We start from the raw sequence: 1148 nt of genomic DNA, 5'->3' as shown, positions 1-1148 counted from the left end.
TCCATTCCGCCAAGCTGGCCGCATCGGCCGTTCAATCGGAGCATCTGGCGGAAGGCTCGGTAGCAAGCCGCCACATCAAGGCCGGTGAAATTACGCTCCGGCACCTGTCCGGGGAAGTGCGCTCAGCGGAGCTGCTGCCCGATGGCTCGCTAAGCGGAAACAAGCTTGCGCCGGGGAGCATTGGCAGCGACCGGCTGGCGGAGGGCTCGGTGGGCGGAACGCAGCTTCAGGATGAAGCGGTGGACGGTTCGAAGCTCGCCTCCTCCTCCATTCAGTCCCGCCATCTGGAAGAGGCTAGCGTACAAAGCTATCATCTTGCTCCATCCTCCATCAGCGGCGAGCATTTGGCGGTGTCGTCCGTTCAGGCAGAGCATCTGGCGAACGGCTCGGTAGGGAAGGAGGCTATCGCACCCGGCGCGGTTCGGCCGGGGCATTTGTCGCCCGGCATTATCGGCGGCGAGCATATCCGCCCCTCCTCCGTAGGACTTGGCCACCTCCAGCCGGGCTCGGTCTCGTCCGTCCAGCTTCAGGATGGAAGTATCACCGCCAGCAAGCTGGGTGAAGGCTCTGTCAGTATGGAGCATTTGACCCCTTCATCCATTGGCGGGGAGCATTTGGCGGACGGCTCGGTAGAGGGACGCCATCTCGCAGCGGGTGAAATTACGCTCCGGCATTTATCAGCCGAGGTCCGCTCTGCGGAACTGCTGCCCGACGGTTCGCTAACCGGTAATAAGCTTGCGCCGGAGAGCATCGGCGTCACTCAACTGGCGGAAGGCGCGGTAGGCGGGGCGCAGCTTCAGGATGAAGCGGTGGACGGCTCGAAAATCGCCCCCTTCTCCGTCCAGTCCGGCCATCTGGAGGAGGCTAGCGTGCAGAGCTACCATCTGTCCGCCGAAGCGGTCCAGCCTCATCATCTCGCCGACTATGCGGTGACCTCGCTCAAGCTTTCGCCCGAGAGCGTAACGAGCGATAAGCTCGGCGATTGCGCGGTAACGTCCGCCAAGCTGGCCGATGGCAGCGTCCATTCCGCCAAGCTGGCCATCTCGTCCGTTCAAGCGGAGCATCTGGCGAGCGGCTCGGTAGGGCAGGAAGCCATCGCTCCTGGCGCGGTGGAGTCGAAGCATTTGACCTCCGGGATTATCGGCGGC

Annotated in this window: 1 pseudogene; it reads left to right on the top strand. The window is 63.4% G+C overall.

Features of this window, described 5'->3' with window-relative positions:
- Nucleotides 1–1148: pseudogene (locus tag L692_RS33320) on the top strand (hypothetical protein); the annotation flags it as partial.

The sequence above is a fragment of the Paenibacillus forsythiae T98 genome (genome assembly GCF_000520735.1).
GTDB classification, from domain to species: Bacteria; Bacillota; Bacilli; order Paenibacillales; family Paenibacillaceae; genus Paenibacillus_AQ; species Paenibacillus_AQ forsythiae.
This window is presented reverse-complemented; position numbering and strand designations above follow the sequence as displayed.